The 21682-nt window shown below is 69.9% G+C and carries 23 protein-coding genes, 1 pseudogene and 1 riboswitch; of the genes and pseudogenes, 18 read left to right on the top strand and 6 right to left on the bottom strand.

What is annotated here, in order from left to right:
• Positions 1–430 precede the first annotated feature (430 nt).
• The 7 genes from OG709_RS01595 to OG709_RS01565 all read left to right on the top strand — a co-directional run bounded on the left by OG709_RS01595 (position 431) and on the right by OG709_RS01565 (position 6800).
• Positions 431–691 (top strand): hypothetical protein, encoded by a 261-nt coding sequence (locus OG709_RS01595; RefSeq protein ID WP_250304965.1) that lies wholly within the window; start codon positions 431–433, stop codon positions 689–691.
• Between the two features lie 120 nt (positions 692–811).
• Positions 812–937: a hypothetical protein gene (locus tag OG709_RS01590; RefSeq protein ID WP_266644643.1), complete on the top strand. Its 126-nt coding sequence runs from the start codon at positions 812–814 to the stop codon at positions 935–937.
• A gap of 69 nt (positions 938–1006) precedes the next feature.
• Positions 1007–1987, top strand: coding sequence for a hypothetical protein (locus tag OG709_RS01585; protein WP_329164455.1), 981 nt, complete (start codon positions 1007–1009; stop codon positions 1985–1987).
• Positions 1988–2333: 346 nt separating this feature from the next.
• The gene (locus OG709_RS01580; protein WP_326695661.1) at positions 2334–3110 is read left to right on the top strand and encodes a (5-formylfuran-3-yl)methyl phosphate synthase; all 777 of its coding nucleotides are present in this window, start codon (positions 2334–2336) and stop codon (positions 3108–3110) included.
• Positions 3111–3118: 8 nt separating this feature from the next.
• Positions 3119–4522: an aldehyde dehydrogenase family protein gene (locus OG709_RS01575; protein WP_329164454.1), complete on the top strand. Its 1404-nt coding sequence runs from the start codon at positions 3119–3121 to the stop codon at positions 4520–4522.
• A gap of 2 nt (positions 4523–4524) precedes the next feature.
• Entirely contained in the window at positions 4525–5628 is a 1104-nt protein-coding gene (locus OG709_RS01570) for an NAD(P)-dependent alcohol dehydrogenase (protein ID WP_329169034.1), read from the top strand.
• Between the two features lie 335 nt (positions 5629–5963).
• The gene (locus tag OG709_RS01565) at positions 5964–6800 is read left to right on the top strand and encodes a class I SAM-dependent methyltransferase (protein ID WP_329169033.1); all 837 of its coding nucleotides are present in this window, start codon (positions 5964–5966) and stop codon (positions 6798–6800) included.
• A 28-nt stretch (positions 6801–6828) separates the two neighbouring features.
• Here OG709_RS01565 and OG709_RS01560 read toward each other — a convergent pair whose 3' ends face one another.
• A complete protein-coding gene (locus OG709_RS01560) occupies positions 6829–7107 on the bottom strand; it encodes a hypothetical protein (RefSeq protein WP_329164452.1) in 279 nt (92 codons plus the stop codon).
• 211 nt (positions 7108–7318) lie between these two features.
• Between OG709_RS01560 and OG709_RS01555 the strand changes: the two genes are divergently transcribed.
• The 6 genes and pseudogenes from OG709_RS01555 to OG709_RS01530 all read left to right on the top strand — a co-directional run bounded on the left by OG709_RS01555 (position 7319) and on the right by OG709_RS01530 (position 11983).
• Positions 7319–7993 carry a hypothetical protein gene (locus OG709_RS01555; protein ID WP_329164450.1) on the top strand — a complete coding sequence of 225 codons (675 nt, stop codon included), beginning with the start codon at positions 7319–7321 and terminating at the stop codon, positions 7991–7993.
• Positions 7994–8046: 53 nt separating this feature from the next.
• Positions 8047–8160: pseudogene (locus OG709_RS01550) on the top strand (FAD-dependent monooxygenase); the annotation flags it as partial.
• 44 nt (positions 8161–8204) lie between these two features.
• Positions 8205–8356: riboswitch (cobalamin riboswitch) on the top strand.
• A gap of 39 nt (positions 8357–8395) precedes the next feature.
• Positions 8396–9382, top strand: a complete 987-nt coding sequence (locus tag OG709_RS01545; protein WP_250304971.1) for an ABC transporter substrate-binding protein — start codon at positions 8396–8398, stop codon at positions 9380–9382.
• Positions 9379–10434, top strand: coding sequence for a FecCD family ABC transporter permease (locus OG709_RS01540; protein WP_329164448.1), 1056 nt, complete (start codon positions 9379–9381; stop codon positions 10432–10434). The genes OG709_RS01545 and OG709_RS01540 overlap by 4 nt, the downstream gene beginning before the upstream one ends.
• Positions 10431–11219 (top strand): ABC transporter ATP-binding protein, encoded by a 789-nt coding sequence (locus tag OG709_RS01535; RefSeq protein WP_250304973.1) that lies wholly within the window; start codon positions 10431–10433, stop codon positions 11217–11219. The genes OG709_RS01540 and OG709_RS01535 overlap by 4 nt, the downstream gene beginning before the upstream one ends.
• A complete protein-coding gene (locus OG709_RS01530; protein WP_266644653.1) occupies positions 11216–11983 on the top strand; it encodes a (2Fe-2S)-binding protein in 768 nt (255 codons plus the stop codon). The genes OG709_RS01535 and OG709_RS01530 overlap by 4 nt, the downstream gene beginning before the upstream one ends.
• Before the next feature lie 102 nt (positions 11984–12085).
• Here the strand turns inward: OG709_RS01530 and OG709_RS01525 are convergent, their stop codons facing one another.
• A complete protein-coding gene (locus OG709_RS01525) occupies positions 12086–12493 on the bottom strand; it encodes a VOC family protein (RefSeq protein WP_266644654.1) in 408 nt (135 codons plus the stop codon).
• A gap of 311 nt (positions 12494–12804) precedes the next feature.
• Here OG709_RS01525 and OG709_RS01520 point away from each other — a divergent pair, with 311 nt between their 5' ends.
• The 3 genes from OG709_RS01520 to OG709_RS01510 all read left to right on the top strand — a co-directional run bounded on the left by OG709_RS01520 (position 12805) and on the right by OG709_RS01510 (position 14691).
• Positions 12805–13314, top strand: a complete 510-nt coding sequence (locus tag OG709_RS01520) for a ricin-type beta-trefoil lectin domain protein (protein ID WP_266644656.1) — start codon at positions 12805–12807, stop codon at positions 13312–13314.
• Between the two features lie 189 nt (positions 13315–13503).
• The gene (locus OG709_RS01515; protein ID WP_250304977.1) at positions 13504–13974 is read left to right on the top strand and encodes a ribonuclease domain-containing protein; all 471 of its coding nucleotides are present in this window, start codon (positions 13504–13506) and stop codon (positions 13972–13974) included.
• Positions 13975–14289: 315 nt separating this feature from the next.
• Positions 14290–14691: a PPOX class F420-dependent oxidoreductase gene (locus OG709_RS01510; RefSeq protein ID WP_329164444.1), complete on the top strand. Its 402-nt coding sequence runs from the start codon at positions 14290–14292 to the stop codon at positions 14689–14691.
• Between the two features lie 204 nt (positions 14692–14895).
• On the opposite strand, the gene OG709_RS01505 is transcribed toward OG709_RS01510, so the two are convergent.
• The 4 genes from OG709_RS01505 to OG709_RS01485 all read right to left on the bottom strand — a co-directional run bounded on the left by OG709_RS01505 (position 14896) and on the right by OG709_RS01485 (position 19428).
• Positions 14896–15600, bottom strand: coding sequence for a Clp protease N-terminal domain-containing protein (locus tag OG709_RS01505; protein WP_329164443.1), 705 nt, complete (start codon positions 15598–15600; stop codon positions 14896–14898).
• 236 nt (positions 15601–15836) lie between these two features.
• Positions 15837–17303, bottom strand: coding sequence for an MFS transporter (locus OG709_RS01495; protein WP_250304980.1), 1467 nt, complete (start codon positions 17301–17303; stop codon positions 15837–15839).
• A gap of 173 nt (positions 17304–17476) precedes the next feature.
• Positions 17477–18148 (bottom strand): response regulator, encoded by a 672-nt coding sequence (locus OG709_RS01490; protein ID WP_250304981.1) that lies wholly within the window; start codon positions 18146–18148, stop codon positions 17477–17479.
• Positions 18145–19428 (bottom strand): sensor histidine kinase, encoded by a 1284-nt coding sequence (locus OG709_RS01485; RefSeq protein WP_329164440.1) that lies wholly within the window; start codon positions 19426–19428, stop codon positions 18145–18147. Before OG709_RS01485 ends, OG709_RS01490 begins: the two co-directional genes overlap by 4 nt.
• 131 nt (positions 19429–19559) lie before the next feature.
• On the opposite strand from OG709_RS01485, the gene OG709_RS01480 reads away from it, so the two are divergent.
• On the top strand, positions 19560–20471 hold the full coding sequence (locus tag OG709_RS01480; protein ID WP_329164439.1) for an ABC transporter ATP-binding protein: 912 nt from the start codon (positions 19560–19562) through the stop codon (positions 20469–20471).
• On the top strand, positions 20468–21355 hold the full coding sequence (locus OG709_RS01475) for an ABC transporter permease (protein WP_250304984.1): 888 nt from the start codon (positions 20468–20470) through the stop codon (positions 21353–21355). Before OG709_RS01480 ends, OG709_RS01475 begins: the two co-directional genes overlap by 4 nt.
• The last annotated feature ends 327 nt before the right edge of the window (positions 21356–21682 follow it).

The following is a 21682-nucleotide window of genomic DNA, read 5'->3' as shown; positions in this document are numbered from 1 at the left end:
ACCGACCTGCAAGGGCCACCTCATCGGTGAAGGCGGATGCGGTCGTTGGCCTTCCTCGTCACATCTGACCGGTGGGGCAAGGCGGCCGGCCCGCCACCGTCGACGGCGAGATCCGTAGAAGCCGCAACGAGGCCGAGCGCACGCTCAACCAATTCAAGACCCCCGAACCGTCGCCGTCCGGCACGGCAGAAGGGGTCTGCGCCTTCCACCGCACAGTCACGATCGGAGTGATCCGATCTCGGCCCCGTTCGCGATCACAGGACGGCCCCGGCCTCTAGAGTCTCCCGGTGGACGTCGATACCTGGTTCCCACCCGCTGGGACACCGACCGACAACCCGGAGCCGGCTCCCCGACCCTGACCGTGGGTCGGCGCACCCTCACGATCCGGACGGCCGCACGCCCGTCCTCACCGTCACCCCGGAGGAACCCCATGACCACAGAGCAGGAAGCACGCGACACGATCCGCCGCGTCCTCGGCGACACGCACCCCGATGTGAAGGAGTTCCCCGCCGGGAACCTGTCGGTCACCGTCCACGTCGGCCGGCACGCCGCGACGATCGACGGGCACCCGGAGACCGGTTGGGGCTGGACCGTCGACCCCGGCGAGGACGACGGATTCTCCGGCCACGAGCTGACCGCGCCCACCCTCGAAGCCGCGCTCCAGGCCATCCGTGACACAGTCGCTCCCTGACCTGGTGAACGGAGAAGCGCCGACAGGGCCGGGTCCCGGGACCCACCACCCCAACGGGTGGGAACAAGACCTGTGTTGCTGCGCGCCCGCAGTGTTGTCATCCCCCTCACACTTCGTCATGTGCCCTGTCCCCGGAGCGCGGCGCGGCGCATGGCGGGCAACCTCGGTGCGATCTCCGGTCCGCTCCTCGTGCTCGTCGTGACGCTGATCGGACAAGAGCTGGGCAAGGATTCCTGTTTCGATTGACTCCGCGTTCTGTCATGAGCATGGTTTCTGCGTACTCCTTGGCCCCCACCCTTGAGAGGAACGCACCCCGTGAGACGTCTGAACTCCATGGCGGCCGCGCTCGGCGCCGCCACTGTTTTGATCCTGGCCTGCGGTCTCGGCAGTGCCTCCGCAGCCGCGGCACCCACCGGCGGTCACGCCGCCACCACGCGGCAACAGGCCGCGAACGTCTGCACGTCCGCAGCCGCCAACTCCGGCCGCCCGGTTCACGGGGCGCTGTCCCGCGACCAGGTGCACCACCAGCTCTCCGGCCTGACCGGAGCCCACCGTGAGGCCCGCGGATACCCCGCCTCAGGGGTGGCCGACAAGGGCCCGTTGGGGGGTGGCGCGCCCGACCGCGGTCTGCTGACGGACATACACCCGGCCCAGGGCACCTCCTTCAAGGCGATCAACGGCAGTGACGGCTCCTGCGCCACCCAGTCCGTGTCCACGCAGCTGAACATCCAGGACGGCTCGACGACGATCTACACCCCCACGATGTACCCGGCCGGTGGCTCGTGCGTCGAACTGGTCACCGTCTACACGCTGTCCGGTCGATCGGTCTCGGCCTGGGACTGGTGCCAGAGCGTCACCTTCGAGGCATCGGTGCCCATCGACAGTGCCTTCCTGGGTACCTACACGGACGGGTCCTCCAGCGCGTACACCGGCCGTGTCGTGAAGACCGACGCGACCACCAACTCCTGGACCGCTGCGCTGTACAACTACCGGACCGGTTCCTGGGACACCCTCTTCACCCAGTCGGGCCAGAACCAGTCGGGCCGCGACACCGGCTGGGACATCGACGAGTTGTACTCCCAGGTGGGCAGCTCCGGCCGCGCCTATTCCTGCGACGCCATGGCGGGCCAGACCTTCGAGTCCAGCAACATCACGGTCCGGATCAACGGCAGTTGGACTCCCGCCTCGTCGGCCAATTCCGATACCACCTACGACTCGCCGGACAGTTCCTTCTACTGCCCCGACCGCACCTACCAGATGGTCAGCGCGTACGACCATTGGAAGGCCGTCGGCTAGCCCGTGCCTCTTTGCTCGGCCGGTCGGCTGATCGGGTGTGTCTGTCCGGTTGGTGACCGGTGAGGGGATGTGGGACCGGATCAGGCCGTTCGTGCCGGCTGATCCGGTCCGTCGGCTGAGTGACGTCGTTCAGCGTGGCGGAGGCGTCGGTCAGGTCGTCCGCGGCTTGCTCTGTCGTGTTTCGGCGGGAGCGGGTTCGAACCGGCGTGCACGGCGCACTGGGTACACCGTGCCAACACCCGCCCGGACTCCGCACGCCCTACCGGTGCCCTCGGGCCGCAGTGATGATGAGCCGACCGCAAGGGATCCAGTCGACTCCGCGCACTTGCCTCTTGGCCAGGTGGACATGCGGGGGAAGGAGTCCACGTTGTTGCTTCTCATCTCCCCGGACAGCGTCGAGGAGGCCCTCGACTGCGCGAAGGCGGCGGAGCATCTCGACATCGTCGATGTCAAGAAGCCCGACGAGGGCTCGCTCGGCGCGAACTATCCGTGGGTCATCAGAGAGATCCGCGACGCGGTCCCGGCGGACAAACCGGTGTCCGCCACCGTGGGAGACGTGCCGTACAAGCCCGGCACGGTGGCCCAGGCGGCGCTCGGTGCTGCTGTGTCCGGAGCCACGTACATCAAGGTGGGCCTCTACGGATGTACGACGCCCGATCAGGCCATCGATGTCATGCGAGGGGTCGTCCGGGCAGTGAAGGACTATCGGCCGGACGCTCTCGTCGTCGCATCGGGCTACGCCGACGCGCACCGGATCGGCTGCGTCAACCCGCTCGCACTGCCCGACATCGCCCGTCGTTCCGGCTGCGACGCGGCCATGCTCGACACCGCTGTCAAGGACGGGACGCGGCTGTTCGACCACGTTCCGCCGGAGGCCTGCGCGGAGTTCGTCCGGCTGGCTCACGAGGCCGGTCTGCTCGCCGCACTCGCGGGCAGCGTGAAGGCGGGCGACCTCGGCCTGCTGACCCGCATCGGCACGGACATCGTGGGGGTGCGTGGGGCGGTCTGCGAGGGGGGCGACCGCAACACCGGAAGGATCCAGCCGCAGTTGGTGGCCGCCTTCCGGGCGGAGATGGACCGTCACGCCCGGGAAGCCGCGGCTGCCGTCACCACCGCGAGCTGACCGCCGGCATGGCGACACGTGAGCCCTGCCACGCTCCCGGAACCCTCGGCGAGTGCTTCGCTGTCCTCGATCCGGCAACGGGCGAGGCATTCGAAGAGGCTCCCGAGCAGCAGCCGGAGGAGTTGGATGCCGTCGTAGGCCGGGCCCACGAGGCCTGGCGAAGCTGGCGGGCCGACCCCGTCACCCGTGCCACCTCGTTGCTCGCGGCAGCCGACGCAGTGGAGGCGGCCGGGGCCGACCTCGCTCCGCTGCTCACCCGTGAACAGGGCAAACCCCTGGCCGAGTCGTACGCGGAGATCGCCCGCACGGCAGCCCGCCTGCGCTACTTCGCGGAGTTGGCCCCCAGGCCACGGCCCATCAGGGACGGCCGACCGGTACGCAGCGAGATCCGCTGGCGACCGCTCGGGCCCGTCGCCGCGATCGTCCCGTGGAACTTTCCCCTCCAGCTCGCGTCGGCGAAGTTCGCGCCCGCGCTCGCCGCAGGCAACACGGTGGTGCTCAAGCCCTCTCCCTTCACGCCCTTGGCCACACGGGTGCTGGGGTCCGTCATCGCCACGGCCCTCCCCGAGGACGTACTGACGATCGTCACCGGTCATGAACCCCTCGGCGCCCGCCTGGCCTCCCATCCGGGGATCCGCCATGTGACCTTCACCGGTTCGATTCCCACCGGACGCGCTGTCGCGGAGGGAGCGGCGGCGTCGCTCGCCCGGGTCACCCTGGAGCTGGGTGGCAACGACGCCGCCGTCCTGCTGGAGGACGTGGACGTGGAACTGATCGCGGACCGGCTGTTCTGGGCGGCGTTCCGTAACTGCGGACAGGTCTGCATGGCGGTCAAACGTGTCTACGCCCCGGCCCGGCTCTACTCCGACGTGGTCGAGGCCCTCGCGCAGCGCGCGAAGACCGCCGTTGTCGGAGCCGGCCTCGACCCGGGCACGCAACTGGGCCCCGTCAACAACGCCCCCCAACTGGCCCGGGTGGAGCGCTGCACGGCCCAGGCCCTGGCAGCCGGTGCCCGAGCAGTGGCCGGTGGCCACCGGCTGGACCGGCCGGGCTACTTCTACGCCCCGACGATCCTCGCCGATGTCCCGCCCGACAGCCCGGTGGTGACGGAGGAACAGTTCGGTCCGGTCCTGCCGGTGCTGCCGTACGGGAGCACCGACGAAGCCGTCGAGGCCGCCAACGGCACCTCCTTCGGGCTGGGCGGATCGGTATGGGGAACGGACCTCGACCGGGCCGAGGCTGTGGCCGACCGGCTGGAGTGCGGGACGGCGTGGATCAACCACCACGCCGAACTGTCCCTCGCTCAGCCCTTCGCGGGCATCAAGGAGAGCGGCGTCGGCGTCGCGGGCGGGCCATGGGGGCTCTACGGGAACCTCAGACCGTTCGTCGTCCACCGTCCGGAGGAGGCATGACGATGAGGTTCGGCGCGGCGGTACTGCGCTCGTACGAGAGCCGATTCGCCGTCGAGGAGGTGATCCTGAACACGGGACCGGCCGACGGCGAGATCCTGGTCAGGATCGCGGGCTGCGGGATGTGCCGGACCGATCTCGCGGTCCGGCGTTCGGCGGGCCGCTCGCCGCTGCCGGCGGTGCTCGGCCACGAGGGGGCCGGGGTCGTGGTGGAGACGGGCGGCCCGCACACCGGCCTGAGCAACGGCGACCACGTCGTGCTGAGCTTCGACTCCTGCGGACGCTGCCGGAACTGCCTGGACGCTGCCCCCGCCTACTGCGGCTCGTTCGCCTCGCTCAACCTCTTCGGAGGGCGCAAGGAGAACGCCGCGCGGTTCACCGATGCGGCAGGGGAGGAACTGGCCCCCCGGTGGTTCGGACAGTCCTCCTTCGCCGAGTACGCGGTGGTTCCGGCCCGCAATGCCGTCCGGGCCGACCCCTCGCTGCCCGTCGAACTTCTCGGACCGCTCGGCTGCGGCTTCCTCACCGGCGCCGGAGCGGTCTTCAACTCCTTGGGTGTCGGGCCCGGCGACACCTTCGCGGTCTTCGGCGCAGGAGCGGTCGGTCTGGCCGCGGTGATGGCGGCTGAGGTCTCCGGAGCGGTGACCGTGGCCGTCGACCGGCACTCCGAACGGCTGGCCCTCGCCGAACGATTCGGCGCGATCCCGCTGCACGCCGCTTCGACCGACCTGCCCGGCCGCATCCGGCAACTGACCGACGGTGGCGCGCAGTTCGCGCTGGATACCACGGCCTCTGCCCGGCTGATCAACGACGCGCTCCGGGCCCTGCGTCCGACCGGCCACCTCGGTCTGGTGGCCCGGCTCCACAGCACGCTGCCACTCGAACCGGGGGCACTGGACCGGGGCAGGAAAATCTCCCACATCTGCGAGGGGGACGCGGTGCCGGGACTGCTCATCCCGCGGCTGACCGGGCTGTGGCAGGCCGGGCGGTTTCCCTTCGACGAGCTGATCCGTACGTACCCGCTCGCCGCCATCAACGAAGCCGAACGCGACTGCGAGGCGGGCCGCGTGGTCAAACCGGTTCTGCTTCCGGAGGGGAGGAGCCGATGAGCGAAGCGTTCAATGCCCCTGCCCATCCGGTCGACGCCGATCGACCGTCACCGGGCAGCATGACGGCAGGTCCTTGAACCGCCCGCACCGAGACGGCCGGGCCGAGGAACCGGGTGGCCGCAGGGCTGCTCGCTACGGGGCGCTCCCCGAGGAACGGGCGCCCGGAGCGGTGGCGCCGTGCGTCCGCCGCTGATCCAGCATTCCTGTCCCTCACTGTTCGTGGTCGCAACTAGCTCGATGGAGGACACGTGGCCGGCACAACGCCCGGGAACATCGGTGTGGATGGCGTGGATGGCGTGGATGGCGTGGAAGGAGGGGTAGGCCTGACCGCTCTCATGGTCGCCGCGGCACGGGCGATCGAGACACATCGCCACGACACGCTGGCACGGGACATCTACGCGGAGCACTTCGTGCTCGCCGCACCGGCATCCGCCGGCTGGCCGGTCCGCATGCAACAGGTTCCGGACGGGGACGCGAACCCGCTGTGGGGGCGATTCGCGCGCTACTTCGGTCTGCGGACGAGGGTCCTCGACGACTTCCTCCTCCGGTCGGTGCAGCCGGGCGCCCGCCAAGTGGTGCTGCTCGGGGCGGGGTTGGACTCCCGGGCGTTCCGGCTCGACTGGCCTCCCGGCTGCGTGATCTTCGAGATCGACAGGGAGGGCGTGCTGGCGTTCAAGCACAAGGTGCTCGACGGACTGTCGGCCACCCCCAAGGCGGCGCGTGTACCCGTCCCGGTCGATCTGCGGGCCGACTGGGTCGGAGCGCTGGCCGACGCGGGCTTCGACCCGGCAGCACCGAGCATCTGGCTGGCCGAGGGATTGCTGTTCTACCTGCCATCCGCCGCCGAGACGTACCTCATCGACACGGTGGACCGGCTGAGCACGGGAGGAAGCGCGCTGGCGTTCGAGGTCAAACTCGACAAGGACTTGCTGGAGTACCGCGACAGCCCGCTCTACACCTCGACGACACACCAGATCGGCATCGACCTGCTCGACCTGTTCGACAGAGAGCCGCGGCCCGACTCCGCCGGTGATCTGGGGAGCAAGGGCTGGTCCACATCGGTTCGTACCCCCTTCGACTTCACCCGCCACCACGGACGCGGCCCGCTGCCCGAACAGAACGACGCGCTGGCGGGCAACCGATGGGTGTTCGCGAACAAACCCGGACCGTGACGCCAGCGCCGGGCGGCCGACCGGATGTTCAGGCGGCATGGCGTCCGCCCGGTGTGGATTGTTCCGTGCGAGAGGCCGGCGGGCCCATCCCGTACGAGTGATCCTGCCAGTTTTCGGAGATCGACTTCCCTCTCGCGCGCAACGGGTCCCGCTTCGAGAAGGGCACCATCGAGACGACCGGTTCATCGTCCTCCTCGTCCCAGTCACGCCGCAGGTGCACGACGTTCCTGTCCGCGAATGCGCCGAAACCCTCACACCCACGCTGCGCGTCCCGCTCGGCGCGCAGTTCGTCCAGTCCGGGCGGCATCCGAGGCGCGTCGATGTCGACTCGACCTCGCGTGGCGACCGGTCAAGAACACCTGCCTGAGGTCAGCGTTCGTCCGGCCGGGGCGACCGCCCAGGGGTGGTGTCAGGCCCACCCCTGGATACGGGTTCCAGGCCCAGAGACTGCGAGGCCCGCGGGGCACAGGCTTCTCCTTATGGACAGCAGCGCATCGCTGAGAACTGAGGGGAATCCGATGAACGAGATCGTCGCCCGGCGTTTCACGGGGGCTGTGGGGATCGCCGCAGCGGCGGGCCTGATCCTGGAGGTACCGCTGTACTTCGTCTACTCGGGCCCCCCGCCGCAAGCCAATGTGCTGGCCCGCCTGCTGATCGGGATCCTCGCTCTGGGCCTCGTTCTGGTCTTCGCCACCGCCTTCCGCGAACTCGTCAAGAGGGCTGCTCCCCAGGCGGAATGGGCCGGCACGCTCGCCTTCGCGTCCGGCCTCGCCTACACCGTGGTCACGCTGGTCTCCAGCGGCCTGGAAGCCGGGGCCGTCATCGCCACCGACCACCCGATCGACCCCACCATCAGCGTCTCCGGCACCTACATCCTCTACGGGACGATCTCCCGCATGCTCCTGGCCATGTTCCTGGGCAGCTTCGGCTACGCCGTCAGCAAGAGCGGCCTGCTGTCCCGTTGGGCCCACCGCAGCGCCTACACGATCGCCGGGATCAACCTGGCCTTCATGCCGTCCCTCTTCTTCGGGAACGCCCCCGCCCACTTCTACGCCGCCAACGGCTGGGGTACCACCGCCCTCATGGGCGCCCTGCTGAGCTACTGGCTCCTGGCCATCGGCATCACCACCTACCGCAGCGCCCGCCGCGTCCCGCAGCAGGCCGCGATCTTCCAGCCCCTTCCCGCCCCCTGAAGCCACCTCCACCGCCGCCCCTGCCGACACCTGGCAGAGGCGGCGGCCCGCTGGGCGACGCCGCGCACGTACACGCGCCGTTCGGGGGTCAGGGGTTCAACCTCGGCGTCGGCGACACGATGAACCCCGGCTGGAAGCTCGGCGCCGTGCTCGCCGGGCCGTACCCGGCCGTCATTTCGCCACCGCTCTTCCGACCGCCTGTCGCGGCCCGGAAAGTAACGGCATATGCGGTCTGACAGACTGAGCCCCGAAAACTCAGGCGACGCGCGTCAGGAAACCGGTGTGAATCCGGTACGGTCCCGCCACTGTGACCGGGCTGCAACAGCCCGGAAGTCAGACACTGGCCGCGCCGCCTTCTCCGTACAACCAGGGGACGAGGACATCCCCCGGAAAGGCTCGGCCATGCCCCGGATCCGCCGTGTACCACTCGCGCTCATACCGCTGCTTCTGCTACCGCTCACCAGTTGCGGCTCCGGCACGGGCGGCGCGGACAAGGCAGCGGCCGTACCGGTCGCCGACGGTTTCCCCTACACGGTCACCAACTGCGGCACGAAGACGACCTTCGACGCCCCGCCGAAGCGGGCCGTCACCATGAACCAGCACGCCACCGAAGTCATGCTGGCCCTCGGCCTCCAGGACCGGCTGGCCGGGACCGCCTACCTGGACGACAGCATTCTGCCGAAGTACCGGGCCGCATACGCCAGAACCAAGGTGCTGGCGAAGGAGTACCCCTCGAAGGAGGTGCTGCTCGGCGCGAACCCCGACTTCGTCTACGGCGGATACAGCAGCGCCTTCGACAAGGCCAAGGGCGAGGACCGGGCGGGACTTCAGCAGAGCGGCATCAACACCCGGCTGAACGTCGAGAACTGCACCGGGGGAAAGGTCGGTATCGATCAGCTCGCCACCGAGATCACCCAGGTCGCCAGGACCTTCGGCGTACCGGAGCGCGGCAAGAAGCTGATCGCCGAGGAGCGGCAGAAGATCGGAGCGGTCGAGACAGAGCTCAAGGGCTCCTCGCATCCCTCGGTGTTCGTGTACGACTCCGGCGACAGTTCCGCGTTCACGGCGGGCGGTAACGGCATCGGCAACGAGATCGTCCGGCTCGCCGGGGGCAGGAACGTCTTCGCGGACCTCGACGACACCTTCGGCGACGTGTCCTGGGAGCAGGTCATCAAGCGCAGGCCCGAGGTGGTCGTGATCTACGACTACGGTGGCACCACGGTCGCGGCCAAGAAGAAGCGGCTGCTGAACGACCCGGCGCTCGCGGACGTACCAGCGATCAAGAACAAGAGGTTCGCGGTACTCCCGCTGTCCTCGGCCGTGCTCGGCGTCCGGGTCGCCGACGCCGTGCAGGACCTGGCCGGGCAGCTGCACCCCGATACCCCGTGAGCGCGGAGTCCGCCCGCACCCGCCTGAAAACCGTCCTCCGCTCGACACCCGTCGTGATCGGTGTCCTCACGGTCCTGCTGCTCACGGCAGTGGTGGCCGGCCTGGCGCTCGGCCCGGTACGGATTCCGCCGGGCGAGGTGCTGCGTACCGTAATGGGCGGCGAACACACCGGTGCCTACCCGACGATCGTGTGGGAGGTACGGCTGCCCAGGGTGCTGCTCGGGGCCGTCGTCGGCGCCGGGCTGGCCCTGTCGGGCGCGGTGCTCCAGGCGCTGGTGCGCAATCCGCTGGCCGATCCCTTTCTGCTGGGCGCTTCCTCCGGGGCATCGGCGGGCGCCGTCGTGGTCGTCGTGCTTGGGGTCGGCGCGGGCGCGGCCACCGATGTGGCGCTGCCCGCCGCCGCGTTCGCAGGGTCCATGGTCGCGCTGGTCGCCGTCTACGCGATGGCCCGGCGCGGCGGCACCATGACGACGGGTCGGCTGATTCTGGCCGGGGTGGCGATCCAGTACGTGCTGTCCGCGTTCACCAGCCTGATCCTGGTGCTGTCCTCCCGGGCCGAGCATGTGCGGGCGATCATGTTCTGGACCCTGGGAGGCCTGGGCGGCGCCCGCTGGGACCAACTGGCCCTGCCCGCCGCGGTCCTGGGCGTGGGGGCCGTACTCCTGATCAGCCTGGCCCGTCCGCTGGATCTGCTGCTGACCGGGGAGGAAGGGGCCCGCAGCCTCGGCCTGGACCCCGGCCGCTTCCGGGGCTTGGTCTTCGTGCTGGTGTCGCTGATCATCGGCGTGCTGGTCGCCTACAGCGGGGCGATCGGCTTCGTCGGCCTCATGATCCCGCACGCCGCCCGGCTGATCGTCGGCGCGTCCCACCGCAGACTGCTGCCGGTGACCGCCCTCGGCGGCGCGGTTTTCCTGCTGCTGGCCGATCTGCTGGCGCGGACGGTGGCAGCCCCCGAGGAGATCCCCGCCGGGGTGGTCACCGCCCTGGTGGGCGGCCCGTTCTTCCTCTGGCTGCTGCGCCGCTCCAGCCGTACCGAAGGGATCACCGGATGAGCCCGGCACCGTCCCCGACGGCGCTCACCGCCGACGGGATCAGCTACGAGGTGGCCGGCCGCACCCTGCTCGACGGGGTCGCGCTGGACGCAGCCCCCGGCGAGACGGTCGGCCTGGTCGGGCCGAACGGCAGTGGCAAGACCACCTTTCTGCGCTGCGTGTACGGCGCCCTGCGCCCCGTGGCGGGGCGGGTCCTGCTGGACGGGGCGGACGCCGCGGCCCTCGGTGTGAAGGAACGGGCCCGGCACGTCGCCGTCGTACCGCAGGACAGCCCCGGTGCCTTCGGCCTGACCGTGCGAGAAGTGGTGGCGATGGGCCGCAGCCCGCACAAGCGGTTCTGGGAGCAGGACGACGCCGACGACGCCCACCGCATCGACCGGGCGCTGCGGCGTGTCGGCGCGGCGGCCCTGGCCGACCGGCGCTTCGAGGAACTGTCCGGCGGGGAACGGCAACGGGCCCTGATCGCCCGCGCCCTGGTCCAGGACCCGGGACTGCTGGCGCTCGACGAGCCCACGAACCATCTGGACATCCGCTACCAGTTGGAGATCCTCGGCCTGGTGAGGACGCTGGGCACCACCAATCTGCTGGTGCTGCACGATCTCAACCTGGCCGCTTCCTACTGCGACCGGCTGTTCGTCCTCAGCGCCGGACGGGTGGTGGCGTCCGGCTCCCCGCACGCGGTGCTGACGGAAGAACTGCTGGCCGAGGTCTACGGGGTGCGGTCCCGGATCGGCGTCCACCCGGTCACCGGCGCTCCCCACGTCGTCTACCTCCCGCTGTCATGAGCGACAACACGTTCCCTGTCTGGACGCCTCTGCCGCACGGGCCACGCTGGCAGGTCACCGAAGGCGAACCGTCCACGGGCCGAGCCGGGCCGTGGCTGGCGGCCGACCGACTGGCCGACCCGGCGGGCGACGAGCTGTCCAGGCTGCTGGAGAGCGAGCGCGCCGGCAGCGGCCACCGCACCGGCCATGCGACCGCGCTGACCCTGATGGCGGTGTACGCGGGCCGGGTCACCGCTGCCGCCGTGCTCCACTGGGCGCTGTACGACGAGGTCCCGGACATGCGGTCCGGCAATGTGCTGCTGCGCCCCGCCGCGCACGGGATCGGCGGGGTCCAAGTGCGCCGGTCCCGGCTGCTGGTGCCCCGGGCCGGGGAGGACCCCGTACGGCTGCTGCACCGCACCGTGCTCGACGGGCATCTGCTGCCGATCGCCGATGCGCTGCACCGCCGTACCCGCGCCGGGCTCAGGCAGTTGCGCGGCGGGATCGCCCACGGCTGCGCCACCGCGCTGTGCGCGTACGGCGCCCAGGTGGATCTGCTGGCCGCCCGCTGGCGGCAGTTCGCGGACACCGCACCCGGCGGACTCGCGGCGCTGGGCGAGGTGGCACGGGTCCGGCGGTCTCCGGACGGTCCGGAGCGGCTGGTCTATCTGCGTAACACCTGCTGTCTGTACTACACGAGCGCGGAGGCGGTGCGCTGTGCGAGCTGCTGTCTGACGAGCCGTGAGGAGCGGCTGCGGGCCTACGCGACGCCGAAGGAGAGATAGCGGGCGGCCCGGGGCGCCGGAGATACGCACGTTGCCACGACGTTCGGGGTGGCGTGGCAGCGTGTCCCCCTTCTCTCTCCGGTTCCTGCGCCAAGTTCACTGTCACTCGGGCAGGTTCAGCTGCCAGGAGACGCCGAAGCGGTCGTTCACCCAGCCGAACTTGGCGCTGAAGCCGTACGAGCCCAGCGGCATGAGCTCCGTGCCCTGTTCGGCGAGGGCAGCGTAGAGCCGGTCGAGCTCGGCCTCGGTGTCGCACCCGACGAACAGCGACATCGACGGGGTGAACCCGAAATCGTGTGTGACGTGACTGTCGATACACATGAACTGCTGTCCGGCGAGGGAGAACGTGGCGTGCTGAACGGTGCCCGCCGGACCGGGGCCGTCAGCGCCGTAGCGGGAGATGTCGACGACCTCCGCGTCGTCGAACAGCGACGTGTAGAAGGTCATCGCCTCCTTCGCCCTGCCTTCGAACATGAGGAAAGTGGTGATCTTCTGCGGCGTCACGGCCATGGTGCAGCCCTCCGGGTATCGGCGTCAGCCTTCTGAGGACGAGGCTAGGACCTACCTCTGACATCGGCTCCACGGACACACACGGCCGGGCCGTCTCCGACGGGGATCCGGGACTGCGGAGCGGACCTGACAGGCCCCAGCAATGCGCCGTGCGGGTGAGATCGTCGGGTCTCGACCGGGCACGGCCCGACGTGGTGGCTAGGTTGACGTGCATCCCCATCCCCATCCCCATCCCCATCCGCGTCCGCGCGGGGGAGGGCGTGCCCCTCCGCCGCGCGGACACGGCCCTGTCTGCTTCCGGGAGTTGCCCTGTGTCCGTCACCATCCGCACCGCCACCTTTCGCGCCAGTACTCGCGTCGCCGCAACGGCCGCGGCGGTTCTGGCTCTGGCTTCCACGGCCCTGACCGGCAGCGCCGCCGCCGGCACCGGCGACCCCAACGAGACGATCCGGCTCGGATACGCGCAGAGCTACTGCCTGACCAACGACACGAACACTGACAAGGTCCACACCGCTCTGTGTACCGGTAAGCAGAACCAGGCGTGGCTCGTCACCCGTACAGGAGACCGCAACGCCACGATCCGGCTCGGCTACGCGCAGGGCTACTGCCTGACCAACGACACGAAGACGGACAAGATCCATACGGCGCCGTGCACCGGTAGGCAGAACCAGGCGTGGCTGGTGTCGGCCACCGGCAACCGCAACGCGACGATCAAACTCGGCTACGCACAGGCGTACTGCCTCGCCAACGTGACCAACTCCGACAAGGTCCACAACGAGCCGTGCAGTGGTCGTCAGAACCAGGCCTGGCTCCTGTCCTGACCGGCAGCCGAGCACTCAGCAGGCGGCTCGCCTCGTACAAGGGAGTTCGCGACGGTGTCCTGCCCGCTGACGCTGGGCTCCTGCCGGATCTTCCTTCGGCAGAAGGCGGTTTCGCACGGCCGGTCCGGGACCAAGCTCCGCGTCGGCGGCGGCCGTTACCAAGGCAGCCACTTTCCGGTTTGAGTCGGTATGACTCTCATCCGTAATCGGCGCGCTGCGGTAGCCGCCGCTCTGTTCGTGACCGGGCTCGTTCTCCCGGCCGTCTCTTCCGCGACGGCCGGGACACCCAGCGGTGCTCCGTCGAGCCAGACTCTCCGAGTCGTCGGTGTCATCGACCCGCCGCAGCCGGTCGAGGCGTTTCCGGGGCAGGTCAAGAAGGCCTGCGAGATCTGGAAGGAGATGGACTGGCCGGCAGCGAAACGACCCACCGACTACCCCGTGGTGAACACCCCGCTCGTGATCCGTGGCAGCAATGTCTACGGCAACCGCTCCCACGACCTCCCCATGAACGGCCATTACCGCGAATACGACGTCAACCCCCGCACCCCCGGCACCCATCGCGACGCGGAACGCCTCGTCCGTGATCCCGACACCCGCACCGTCTGGTACACGGGCGACCACTACGACAACTTCCAGGAGATCTCCTCCGGCTGTCCCTGACCCGCGCTCGGCATTGTTCAGGTGGAGGCGGGCACACAGGTAGAGAGTGCCCCGCTCGACTGACTCCGGATACGCAGGCGTCAGGCCCCCGCGGAGAAACGATGCGGGGGCCTGACCCTCCTGCACGATGCTGTGGCCCTTTGCCGGCGACTTACGCGCGCCGTGAACCTGACCGGCGCATGTCGCGTCGTCCTGCGCTGACGGCCGGGCAGCGTACGGGGGTTGTTCGCGAAGCCCCCAGGGGGTGGGGAACGGGTTCCCCGCTGTGGCTACCGTTGCCCCAGCACCCCAGCGAAGCGACCCCTGGAGAACCCCGTGCCCGTAGACCTCGGCGAGGACGTGGTGGCGCTGCTGCGCCGCCCCGTCACCTGCTACATCGCTACCACGATGCCCGACGGCTCGCCCCAGCTCACCCAGACGTGGGTCGACACCGACGGCGAGCACGTCCTGATCAACAGTGTTGAGTCGCACCAGAAGACCCGGAACATCGCGCGCGACCCGCGGGTGGCCGTCGCGCTCGCCGACCCCTCGGATCCCACCTCCTACGTGCAGATCCGTGGCCGTGTGGTGCGTATGACCACTGAGGGGGCGGTCGACCACATCGAGGCGCTCGCGCAGAAGTACCTCGGCGGGCCCTACCCGTGGTTCGGCGGCCGTGAGCAAGTCCGGGTGATCTATGTGATCCAGCCCGAACGGATCAGCAGCCCTCGCGGCTGATCGACCGTGATGTCAGGGTCTCCCGCCCCGACCCCACCCCTTGAGCAGGTCAGGTCAGTGTGCAGCGGGACAACATGTACCGATTGCCAGGTCCGGTGACGTCGAGCTCCTGGACGGTCAGGCTGGCGGCGTCTCGGGCGCGGCCTCCTCGAACCGGCGGGCGGGGGCGGGCGTCCCATCGAGTGCGGACCGCCCGCTCGTTCGTCACTGCTTGTCGCGCGCGGTGGACCGCTTGGTGATCTCGGTCTTGATCGTCTCGCGCAACTCGTCCGACGTGAAGCCGAGGTTGCGCAGGATCTGCGCGGCTGGGCTCTCCTCGGCCTGGATCAGGCCGAGGAGCGTGTGTTCCGTGCCGACCCAGTCGTGGCCGAGGTCGGCCGACGCGCGGCGCGCCTGCTCGATGGCCTCCTTGCTCTCCGGCCGGAACGCGATGTGACCCCGCAGCGCCTTTTCGCCGGCCGGCGGCATCGCTTCCTCGATGGCGTCGCGGATGAGTTGTTCCGACTCGGTCCTCGCGATCAGCACCTCGTATGCCAGGCCCCGCGGCTCGCCGAGCAGGCCGAGCAGGATGTGTTCGGTGCCGATGAAGTCGTGCTTGTGTGTGCGGGCGGCCTCCTGTGCCAGCACGATGCTGTGCCGGTTCAGGTTGGTGTACCGCTCGAAAGGGCCGGGTGCGTGGCGTTGCTGGGCGGCCTGCTTGGACACCCCGATGGCGTCGCCGATCGCGGTCCACGACGCGCCGGTCTGCTTGGCCTTGCTGACGTAGTGGTCGATGAGCTGGTCACCGAGGTCGGAGAGGGTCTGGGCGCGCAGTCGCGCCTCGCTGATGCGGGACAGTTCGTTGGCGTCGGGGAGTTCCTCGTCGAGGCGGGCGATCAGGTCGGCGAGACTGATGTCGAGTGGACTCATGCGTCAATCTTAAGTTGACGATTGAGGGTCGTCAACCTGTAATTGACGCTTGTTCCGGGTCGAAGCCGGCGTCTGAGCAAGGCTGTTGGAGGTTGCGCCGAACGGGCGCAGGTCCGGGCGCCGCCCACAGCTCCTGGTTGGGAACGTCCCGTTGGAGCGTCGAGCCGACCATCGCCTGGCTCCACCGGTTCGAGCGACTCCGGTACCGCCACGAGATACGCCGCCTACAACCTGGCCTACCGTCGTTCGGGAGGTGCGTCGGCAGTGACCGGTTCCAGTGGGGGCGCCGACAGCCCGCAACTCATCCGGCACTCGGGCTCCGCGCGCACCTGGGCCAGGTCCGCGGGGGTCGGCCTTCGGATGGTGAGGAAGGCGACGAGTGCGCCCACGATCAGGATGCCCGCGCAGATCGGCATGGCCTTGTCGAACGACCGGTCGAAGGCGGTGGCGGAGTGGTACGCCTCTGGTCCCATCCCCGTGAGGAACGGCAGCGCAGCGACCGCGATCAGGCCGGCCGCCCGCGCCGCCGCGTTGTTCACGCCACTCGCGAGGCCCGCCCGCGCAGTCTCGACGGAGGACAGCACCGTCGAGGTCAACGGGGCGATGAGTGTGACCAGGCCCGCGCCGAGCACCACCAGCGCGGGGAGCACGTCGGTGGGATAGAAGGCGTGTCTGCCGACCCTCAGCATCAGGAGCATGCCCCCTGCGCACAGCAGAGGCCCCACGGTCAGCGGGAGCCGCGGGCCGATCCGGTCCGCGAGTTGCCCGGACCGCGCCGAGAACAGCAACAGGAGCACCGTTGTCGGCAGCAGGGCCGTGCCGGCCGCCAGCGGTGAGTAGCCGGACACGACCTGAAGTTGCAGTGTGCCGAGGAAGAAGAAGCCGCCCAGAGCCGCGTACACGCAGAGGGTCACGATGTTGACCATGGAGAACAGGTGGGAGGAGAAGATCGACAGCGGCAGCATCGGGTCCGATCGCCGCTTCTCCACCAGCACGAACGACACCGCTCCTACGACACCGAGCGCCCCGGCCCACCCGTTCTGCGCGATGAGCGAGTAGGCCAGGAGTGCCAGCGCGAGCGCGCCGAGCGAGGCCCCACCCACGTCGAACCTGCCGTGGTGCCGTGGATCGCTCGTCTCCGGCACGTGTCGCAGGGCGACCGGCACGCACAGCGCCGCGAGCGGAAGGTTGATCAGGAACACCCAGCGCCAGCCGGGTCCGTCGACGAGCCAGCCGCCGACGAACGGGCCGATCGCCGATCCGATGCCACCGAGGCCCGACCACATGCCGACGGCCCTCGATCGCTCGTCGGGATGAAAGCTGGCCTGGATGATGGCGAGAGAGCCCGGCGTCAGCAGCGCGCCGCCGATACCTTGCAGGGCACGCGCGAAGATCAGCACTCCTGTGGTCGGCGCGAGACCGCACAACAGCGAGCCGAGCGCGAACCAGACCACCCCGATGACGAAGACCCTGCGGCGGCCGTAACGGTCGCCGAGCGAGCCACCCAGGAGAATCAGCCCGGCCAGCGTGACCGTGTACGCGTTACTGATCCACTGCAAGGACGCCAGTGGGGCGTGCAGGTCGTCGCCGATGTGAGGCAACGCGACATTGACGACGGTGGAGTCCAGCAGCGCCATGCTGGAGCCCAGCACGGTCGTGAGGATGACCCAGCGGCCCTGGGCCGTGGACAGGCGGATATCCATATCCGGATCATCCCCGTCTCCAGCGGGCCCGGCGAGCCCATCAGCACCCGTTCGACCGGCCTCGCCCTGCTTTCCGCCGCGTGGCCACGACCAGTTCAGGCCGTCAGGGACACCACTGTTCCCGTCTGCGGCCCGCTCGGCCCGCTCGGCCCGTGACGGACAGGGTGCGGTGGTCAGCGGGGCAGCGTCACCAGGCCCGTCTCGTACGCGAGGATGACGAGCTGAACGCGGTCGCGGGCGTCGAGCTTGGCGAGCAGCCGTGTCACGTACGTCTTGACGGTGGCCACGCTGATGACCGACTCGGCGGCGATCTCGGTGTTGGACAGGCCGCGTCCGATGAGGGTGAGGATCTCCCGCTCCCGTCCGGTGATGCCACTGATTCTCCGGGAGGCGGGAGCAGGAGCGGACGGGGCGGTCTCGGGCCGTCCGGCGAACTCGGCAATCAGGCGGCGGGTGACGCTCGGAGCGATCAGGGCGTCTCCGGCGGCGACGACCCGGATCGCGGTGAGGATGTCGTCCAGTGCCATGTCCTTGACCAGGAAACCGGACGCCCCCGCGCGTAGCGCGGCGTAGACGTAATCGTCGTCGTCGAAGGTGGTCAGCACGACCACGCGGGTGTCTCGCGGGCCCGCAGTGACCAACCGGGTTGCCTCGATGCCGTCCATGCCGGGCATACGGATGTCCATCACCACCACGTCGGGGTGCAGCTCCTCGGCCAGCCGAACCGCCTCCCTGCCGGTTCCGGCCTCCCCGGCGACCTCGACGCCGGGTGTGCCGGAGATGACCATCTCCAGGGCAGCGCGCACCAGCGGCTGGTCGTCGACCAGCAGGACGCGGATGCTCATGGCGCTTCGCCCACCGTGGGCAGGCGGGCCGAGACCCGGAAGCCGCCACCGGTCCGGGGACCTGCGTGGAACTCCCCGTGCAGCAGGGCGACCCGCTCGCGCAGTCCGGCGAGGCCGTAGCCACTTCCCGGCGTCGCGCCGTGGCTGCCGCCCCGGTCGGTGATCTCGACGGCCACCTCGTCGCCCGTCCGGCAGTCTATGGACACCTGGCAGGAGGTGGTCTCGGCATGGCGCACCACGTTGGCGACCGACTCCTGGACGATGCGGAACACCGCCAGGCCGACCTCCGGCCGCAGCGGGCGCCGCTCGCCCCGCCACCGGACGTCGACCCGCACGCCCGCCGCGGTCGTCGCGGCGGCCAGCCGGTCGAGGTCGGCCAGGCCCGGCGGCCGACGCGACGCGGTGGTCCCGGCGCCGGCGTCCTGCTCGGCCCGGCGCAGCGCGCCGAGCATCCGCCGCAGCCCCGACAGCGTCTCCCGCCCCGCGGTCTCGATCTCGGTCAACGCGTCGCGTGCCCGGTCCGGCCGACTGTCGATGACTCGCCGCGCCGCGCCGGCCTGCAGGGCGACGATGCCGATGCTGTGCGCCACCGTGTCGTGCATCTCCCGGGCGATCCGCAACCTCTCGGCGGTGACCGCCTGCGCGGCCAGTTGGGTGCTCAACATCTCGGTGTGCTCACGGGACTGGCGTATCGACCGGCCCACCAGCCAGGCGATGACGGCGGCCAGGACGCCCTCGTCCGAGACGCCGATGTGCGGCAGGCTGGTGGTCACCTGGAAATGATCGACGACGAACAGGGTTCCCGGCGCCGGAGCACCGTCGTACGTGGCAGTCGTCAGCCCGAAGGTGTTGGCGGGCGTCAGACCCAGGTGCAGGAACAGCACGACCAGCACCATGGCCAGGGCGGCGCGGGAGGTCCGGCGCGGCTGGGCGGCCGTGACCAGACAGAGCGCCACGTCGACGGACAGAAGCGCGGTCAGTGGCAGCTGTACGTTCGAGCGCGTCGCATCCGTCGCCGCGAGGGTGGCCACGGTCAGCAGGGCGATCGAGAGCAGTGGCCGCCGGTTCAGCAGGGCGGCAGCGCTGAACGCGATGAGGGACGCTGCGCCGAGGAGCGCCCAGTCCCGGTGCCCGGCGGTGCCTCCCGCGTGGGAGAGGGAACGGTCCGGCGTCCCACCGAGAACGACCGTGGGGTACGCGACCGACACGCACCAGGCCAGAGCGGTCCAGGCGCCCGGTGGCACGCGCTTGAGCAACGGCAGGGCCGGGGTCACGGACATGTCGTGATCGTAACCAGGTGCCTTCCCGCGGGCATCGGACCACGGTTGTACAACCAGGGTCGACAGGCGGTGCGGCGGGTGTCGGTTCTGGTCCGATGCCCGTCGGCCTCGAACGGGGCACCGTTGAGGGCATGATCGAAGTCCACGAACTGGCGAAGCGCTACGGCGGGAAGCCAGCGGTCAACCATCTGAGTTTCACCGTGAATCCCGGCCACGTCACTGGGTTCCTCGGCCCCAACGGAGCCGGCAAGAGCACCACACTGCGGTTGATCCTCGGTCTGCACACCCCCACCAGTGGGTCCGTCACCATCGGTGGCCGCTCGTTCCGCTCGCTGCCCAGGGGCCTGCGGCATGTCGGGGCGCTGCTGGACGCCGGCGACGTGCACGGCGGTCGCAGCGCGCGGGCCCACCTGCGCGCCCTGGCCCGCAGCAACGGCATCCCGCGGAGCCGGGTGGAGGAGGTGTTGCGCGAGGTCGGGCTGACCGGTGCGGCGGACCGTCTGATCGGCGGGTACTCGCTGGGCATGAAGCAGCGGCTCGGCATCGCGACCGCGCTGCTCGGAGATCCACCGGTTCTCCTGTTCGACGAGCCGCTCAACGGGCTGGACCCGGAGGGCGTGTACTGGATGCGTGGCCTGTTCCGCCGACTGGCCGGTGAGGGACGCACGGTCTTCGTCTCCAGCCACCTGATGTCCGAGATGGAGCACACCGCCGACCAGCTCATCGTCCTCGGCCGTGGTGAGTTGATCGCCGCGGAGAGCGTGGCGGAGTTCGCGGGCCGCGGGGCCGGCCGAAGCGTGTTGGTTCGTACGCCGGCTCCCGCGAGTCTGTCGCCGCTGCTGAGCGCCGAGGGCGCGTCGGTCCAGCACGAGGCCGACGGGCGGCTCACGGTGGTCGGACTCCATGCGGACCGGATCGCCGAGATCGCCTTTCAACACCGCATTCTGCTGAACGAGTTGACCAAGCGCACCGGCTCGCTGGAGGAGGCGTTCATCGAACTGACCGCCGACAGCATCGAGTACCTCGCAGGAGAGACCCAGTGACTGAGCCGACGCCCACACCCGCACCGGAATCGACACCCGCACCGGCGACGCCGATGACCGTGGCGGCCGAGGTGCCGGACCTGGAACCCCGAGCCCGGTTCGCCGATCTGCTCGCCGCGGAGTGGATCAAACTGTGGTCGCTGCGCTCGACCATCTGGGCCTTTACGGCCACCATGCTGGCGGTCCTTGGCGTCACCGCCAGTGCTGCCTACGCCGATTACCAGAACTGGCCAGGGTATGGCGCGCAGCACCAGCAGTACTTCCGCATGTTCGGGGCGGTGGGTGACTCGTTCCCCATGGGCAGTGCCACTCTGTTGGTTCTCGGTGCCGGTGCCATTGGCGCCATCACCGTTCTCGGGGAGTACACGACCGGTCTGATCCGCACGACCTTCACGGCCGTTCCGGCCCGCCGCTCGGTGATGGTCGCGAAGGTCGGGGTGGTCGCCGCCGCCACAGGCGTTCTCGGCGTGCTCGTGGCGCTGTTCTCGTTCGGTGTGGCCCAGCTGATCCTTTCCGGCCGGGGCGCCGACGCCGGCCTCGGCCATCACGGCGTACTTCGCCTGCTCGCGGCATCCGCGGCGCTGTCGCCGGTGTCCGCACTCGTGGGTATGGGGATGGCCGCAGTGATCCGGCACAGCGTGCTGACCATCGTGGCCACGGTCGTGCTGCTCTTCGTCCTGCCGTCTCTGCTGAGCAGCCGGAAGCACCTCACGGTCACCATCCTCCACACGACGGTCCTTCAAGCCTGGCGGCGCCTGAGCTTCGACCCCTCTCCCACCGACCCGTGGCAGTGGACGACCACCGGAGCCTGGACCGTCCTCGCCGGCTGGGCACTGGCCGCCACGGTGCTGGCCGTTCTCACCCCGAACCACCGGGACCAGTGAGGTGCTCCGCGTGTCCGGCGGGTGGCACGGCGCGGCGTGCGGCACCGCGGACGGCACTCCACGGACTGCCCGGTGGTGAACACGCCGGCCGTGATCCGGGGCGGCAGCGTCCAGGGCCCGCGCGGGTGCCGGAGACGGGGCGTCGAGTTGGCGATCGTCCGGGAAGATTCTTTGAGCCCGACAGCTCAGCGAACAGATAATCGGTTGCCCGTTGGCGATGGTGGTGTATGCAATGTCCGGCAGGGTCGTCCGGATGCGCCCACCGCGGCGTGATGCGATGACAACGTACTGCCTGGCCTGGCCTTGCCGCTCCGTGAGCCGGGCACA

Origin of the sequence: Streptomyces sp. NBC_01267 (genome assembly GCF_036241575.1) — a bacterium.
Taxonomy (GTDB): domain Bacteria; phylum Actinomycetota; class Actinomycetes; order Streptomycetales; family Streptomycetaceae; genus Streptomyces.
This window is presented reverse-complemented; position numbering and strand designations above follow the sequence as displayed.

What these genes read in the sequence shown, in the direction of transcription:
- OG709_RS01595 (WP_250304965.1), top strand. Translation starts at nt 431, where the DNA reads ATGACCACAGAGCAGGAAGCACGCGACACGATCCGCCGCGTCCTCGGC.
- OG709_RS01580 (WP_326695661.1), top strand. Translation starts at nt 2,334, where the DNA reads ATGCGGGGGAAGGAGTCCACGTTGTTGCTTCTCATCTCCCCGGACAGC.
- OG709_RS01575 (WP_329164454.1), top strand. Translation starts at nt 3,119, where the DNA reads ATGGCGACACGTGAGCCCTGCCACGCTCCCGGAACCCTCGGCGAGTGC.
- OG709_RS01570 (WP_329169034.1), top strand. Translation starts at nt 4,525, where the DNA reads ATGAGGTTCGGCGCGGCGGTACTGCGCTCGTACGAGAGCCGATTCGCC.
- OG709_RS01565 (WP_329169033.1), top strand. Translation starts at nt 5,964, where the DNA reads ATGGTCGCCGCGGCACGGGCGATCGAGACACATCGCCACGACACGCTG.
- OG709_RS01560 (WP_329164452.1), bottom strand. Translation starts at nt 7,107, where the DNA reads ATGCCGCCCGGACTGGACGAACTGCGCGCCGAGCGGGACGCGCAGCGT.
- OG709_RS01555 (WP_329164450.1), top strand. Translation starts at nt 7,319, where the DNA reads ATGAACGAGATCGTCGCCCGGCGTTTCACGGGGGCTGTGGGGATCGCC.
- OG709_RS01545 (WP_250304971.1), top strand. Translation starts at nt 8,396, where the DNA reads ATGCCCCGGATCCGCCGTGTACCACTCGCGCTCATACCGCTGCTTCTG.
- OG709_RS01535 (WP_250304973.1), top strand. Translation starts at nt 10,431, where the DNA reads ATGAGCCCGGCACCGTCCCCGACGGCGCTCACCGCCGACGGGATCAGC.
- OG709_RS01530 (WP_266644653.1), top strand. Translation starts at nt 11,216, where the DNA reads ATGAGCGACAACACGTTCCCTGTCTGGACGCCTCTGCCGCACGGGCCA.
- OG709_RS01525 (WP_266644654.1), bottom strand. Translation starts at nt 12,493, where the DNA reads ATGGCCGTGACGCCGCAGAAGATCACCACTTTCCTCATGTTCGAAGGC.
- OG709_RS01515 (WP_250304977.1), top strand. Translation starts at nt 13,504, where the DNA reads ATGACTCTCATCCGTAATCGGCGCGCTGCGGTAGCCGCCGCTCTGTTC.
- OG709_RS01505 (WP_329164443.1), bottom strand. Translation starts at nt 15,600, where the DNA reads ATGAGTCCACTCGACATCAGTCTCGCCGACCTGATCGCCCGCCTCGAC.
- OG709_RS01495 (WP_250304980.1), bottom strand. Translation starts at nt 17,303, where the DNA reads ATGGATATCCGCCTGTCCACGGCCCAGGGCCGCTGGGTCATCCTCACG.
- OG709_RS01490 (WP_250304981.1), bottom strand. Translation starts at nt 18,148, where the DNA reads ATGAGCATCCGCGTCCTGCTGGTCGACGACCAGCCGCTGGTGCGCGCT.
- OG709_RS01485 (WP_329164440.1), bottom strand. Translation starts at nt 19,428, where the DNA reads ATGTCCGTGACCCCGGCCCTGCCGTTGCTCAAGCGCGTGCCACCGGGC.
- OG709_RS01480 (WP_329164439.1), top strand. Translation starts at nt 19,560, where the DNA reads ATGATCGAAGTCCACGAACTGGCGAAGCGCTACGGCGGGAAGCCAGCG.